Here is a 3,527-nt window from a genome sequence, read left to right as displayed (position 1 = left end):
TGCCGGTCTGTTTCGAATCGAGGTTCGAAACAGACCGGCCCCGCGCCCTTTTTAGGTAGCTAACGGTTGGAGCAGGCGCTACACGGCACAGCCCTCGGGGCCGCAGGCGTCGCCATCGGCCAGCGAAACCAGCGCTGGCTTGGCGGGCTTGAACTCCTCGTACACCTTCTCCAGCACCTCGGCAAACAGCTCGCTGGGCTGCGCGCCCGATACGGCGTATTTATCCTCGAACACGAAGAAGGGCACGCCGCGCACGCCAATCTGCTGGGCCTGATACTCATCGAGGCGCACAGCGTTGGCGTAGGTGCCGGCCAGCAGGGCTTCGCGGCTTTCGGTAGCGTCAAGGCCGACTTCAGTGCCGAGTTTTACCAGCGTGTCGAGGTCGCCGATGTTCTGCCCTTCGAGGTAGTAGGCGGCCATCAGGCGCTCCTTGGTGGCATCCTGCTTGCCATGGTGCGCGCCGAGGTGAATGAGTTGGTGGGCCAGAAAGGTGTTGGCCGGAATGGTTTTATCGAAGCGGTAGTTGAGGCCGACTTCTTTGGCGGCATTGGTCATGTAGTCGTTCATGCGGCGGCCTTCTTCCACCGACACACCCTTTTTCTTGGCCAGCGACTCGTGGATGCTTTCGCCGGGAATGGGCTCGAAGTCGGGCGTGAGCTGAAAGCTGTGCCACACCACTTCCACTTCGTCGCGGTGCGCGAAGTCTTTCAGGGCATTCTCAAACTTGCGCTTGCCGATGTAGCAGAACGGGCACACCACGTCGGACCAGATTTCAACTTTCATATCGTTGGGAGTTTTGAAGCTATTGGAAGCTGCTACAAGAAACGGCAGGGCCGAAAAGTTTCGGGCAACTATTTTGTCATCCTGAGCGGAGCGAAGGACCTTGTCACGGCAGAACACTCAAACGGCGCTGGCGTGGCGAGGTCCTTCGCTGCGCTCAGGATGACAAAACGGCCTCACCACAACCTTCGCCCTCAAAGCCCGGTTAACCACCCCGGCCCCAATGCGGCCTTTTCTCCTTCAACCAGACCAATCATCCTCATGGAATATCAAAAATTAGGCTCCTCCGACGTTTCCGTTTCGCGCATCACCTTTGGTAGCTGGGCCGCCGGCGGCTGGATGTGGGGCGGCACCGAGCAGAACGACGCCGTGGGCGCCATCCGGGCCAGCTACGACCTGGGCGTGACCAGCATCGACACCGCGCCCATCTACGGCATGGGCTTCAGCGAAGAAATTGTGGGCGAGGCCATTAAGGGCCTGCCGCGCGACAAGGTGCAGATTCTGACCAAATTCGGCATGCGCTGGAACGAGGCCAAGGGCGACTTCGCCATGAAAACCAAGGACAACCAGGGCCACGACCTCGACGTGTACAAGTACGCGGGCCGCGACAGCATCATCCGCGAATGCGAAGACAGCCTGCGCCGCCTCGGCACCGACTACATCGACCTCTACCAGCAGCACTGGCCCGACGTGACGACGCCCATCGACGAGACGATGGAAGCCGTGAGCCGCCTGCTGGAACAGGGGAAAATCCGCGCCGCTGGCGTGAGCAACTACTCGGTGGCCCAGATGCAGGAAGCCGAAAAGACGCTGAACCTGGCTTCGAACCAAGTGCCGTACAGCATGCTGCGCCGCGAGATTGAAAAAGACGTGGTGCCGTACTGCATTGAGCACAACAAGGCCATTCTGGTGTATAGCCCCTTGCAGCTGGGCCTGCTGACGGGCAAAATGAAGCCCGGCCAGGAGTTCGGCGAAGGCGACCTGCGCAACGGCAACCGCTTCTTCACGCCCGAAAACGTAAAGCGTGTGAATGCCATGCTCAACAAAATTCGCCCGCTGGCCGAAACCAAAAACGCCACCCTCAGCCAACTCGTGCTGCGCTGGACGCTGGCGCAGCCCGGCATCACGGTGGCGCTGGTGGGTGCCCGCAACCCCGAGCAGGCTGTGCAAAATGCCCGCGCCATGGATTTCCAGCTCACGTTTGAGGAAGTGGACTTCATCAACAAGCAGCTGCGCGAGCTGGAGCTGGCGGCGGTGTAAAACTGTCCCCCCGAACGTCATGCAGCGCGCAGCAAAGCATCTCGCCCGCCGCAAGTAATCCAATCGTCGAAACGGCGATAGTTTACTTGCGGCGGGCGAGATGCTTCGCTGCGCGCTGCATGACGTTCTTTTTGTTCAGGCTAGCTTTGGCCGCGCCTTTTTTACGCCTGCCCGCCATGCCCCTCCCCTATCGCCGCCTCGTCGTCAAAATCGGTTCCAACGTTCTCACGCAGGATGACGGCCTACCCGACCTCGCCCGCATGGCCCACCTCGTCGACCAGATTGTGCAGCTGAAAGCGCAGGGTCTCGAAGTCATCGTAGTATCGTCGGGCGCAGTGGCGGCGGGGCGCAGCCTCATCGCGGTGCCCACCCCGGCCGATGCCGTGCGCAGCCGCCAGCTGCTGGCCGCCGTGGGCCAGGTGAAGCTGCTGAGTACCTACGCCGAGCTGCTGGGCCGTCACGGCCTGCTCTGCGCCCAGGTGCTGGTGACGAAGGAAGATTTCCGCGACCGCCAGCACTACCTGAACATGCGCAACTGCTTCCAGGAATTGCTGCAACAGCAGGTTATTCCCATTGTGAATGAGAACGATGTCATTTCCGTCACGGAGCTGATGTTCACCGACAACGACGAGCTGGCCAGCCTCATTGCGGCCCAGCTCGATGCCGATGCGCTCATCATTCTCAGCAACGTCGACGGTATTTTTACCGGCGACCCACGCCTGCCCGGTTCCGAGCTACTGCGCGCGATTGCGCCGGCCGACACCGGTTTCGAGCAGTTCATCACGGCGCAGCGCTCGCAGTTTGGGCGCGGCGGCATGCTCACCAAGTGTCACATGGCACATAAGGTGGCCCGGCTGGGCATCAGCGTGTACATCGCCAACGGCAAAACGGCCGACATTCTGCCCGGCGTGCTGGCGGGCACGGCGCTCAGCACCTGGTTTCAACCCAGCAAAACGGCTTCGGGCAAGAAGAAATGGCTGGCCCATGCCCACAGCGCCGCCAAAGCCACCGTGCGCGTGAATGCCGGGGCCCGCGCCGCCCTCAGCACGCCGGGCAAAGCCGTGAGCCTGCTGCCAGTGGGCATTCTGGCCATCGAAGGCGAATTCAAAAAGGGTGACATTGTGCAGCTGGCCGATGAAGCCGGCCAGTTGTTGGGCCTCGGCATTGCTGAATACAGCCTCGACAAAGCCCTGGAGCGGCTGGGCCACCAGCACCAGCGCCCGCTGGTGCACTACGACTATCTGTTTCTGAATCCGGACCTTGGGTAGAATAAGGTTGGCCGATGTAGAGACGCATATTTGCGTCTCACCGTCTGCTCAATACCATCGGTCGTCGTTCAACGACGAGACGCAATTATGCGTCTCTACATTCCAATAAATCCTCTCCTTGTGGACCTGACGCCCCTTTTTGAAGCCACCCGGCAAGCCAGCCGCGCGCTGGCCGCCTTCGCTCCGGCCGCCACCGACGCGCTGTTGCGCGACCTGGCC

General features: G+C 61.2%; 3 protein-coding genes. 2 read left to right on the top strand and 1 reads right to left on the bottom strand.

Annotation, left to right across the window (positions count from 1 at the left end):
* Positions 1-78: 78 nt before the first annotated feature.
* The gene (locus ACYVDE_RS17660; protein WP_460502868.1) at positions 79-783 is read right to left on the bottom strand and encodes a DsbA family oxidoreductase; all 705 of its coding nucleotides are present in this window, start codon (positions 781-783) and stop codon (positions 79-81) included.
* A gap of 258 nt (positions 784-1,041) precedes the next feature.
* Here ACYVDE_RS17660 and ACYVDE_RS17655 point away from each other — a divergent pair, with 258 nt between their 5' ends.
* A complete protein-coding gene (locus tag ACYVDE_RS17655; RefSeq protein ID WP_460502867.1) occupies positions 1,042-2,040 on the top strand; it encodes an aldo/keto reductase in 999 nt (332 codons plus the stop codon).
* Between the two features lie 176 nt (positions 2,041-2,216).
* Complete coding sequence (proB, locus tag ACYVDE_RS17650; protein WP_460502866.1) at positions 2,217-3,308, top strand: glutamate 5-kinase; 1,092 nt, start codon at positions 2,217-2,219, stop codon at positions 3,306-3,308.
* The last annotated feature ends 219 nt before the right edge of the window (positions 3,309-3,527 follow it).

The sequence above is a fragment of the Hymenobacter agri genome (genome assembly GCF_054778495.1).
Note: the sequence above shows the minus strand (reverse complement) of the source record. Positions and strands in the feature narration are given on the sequence as shown.

Excerpts from the sequence above, each read along its gene's own strand:
- proB (WP_460502866.1), top strand. The coding sequence starts at position 2,217 with ATGCCCCTCCCCTATCGCCGCCTCGTCGTCAAAATCGGTTCCAACGTT.
- ACYVDE_RS17655 (WP_460502867.1), top strand. The coding sequence starts at position 1,042 with ATGGAATATCAAAAATTAGGCTCCTCCGACGTTTCCGTTTCGCGCATC.
- ACYVDE_RS17660 (WP_460502868.1), bottom strand. The coding sequence starts at position 783 with ATGAAAGTTGAAATCTGGTCCGACGTGGTGTGCCCGTTCTGCTACATC.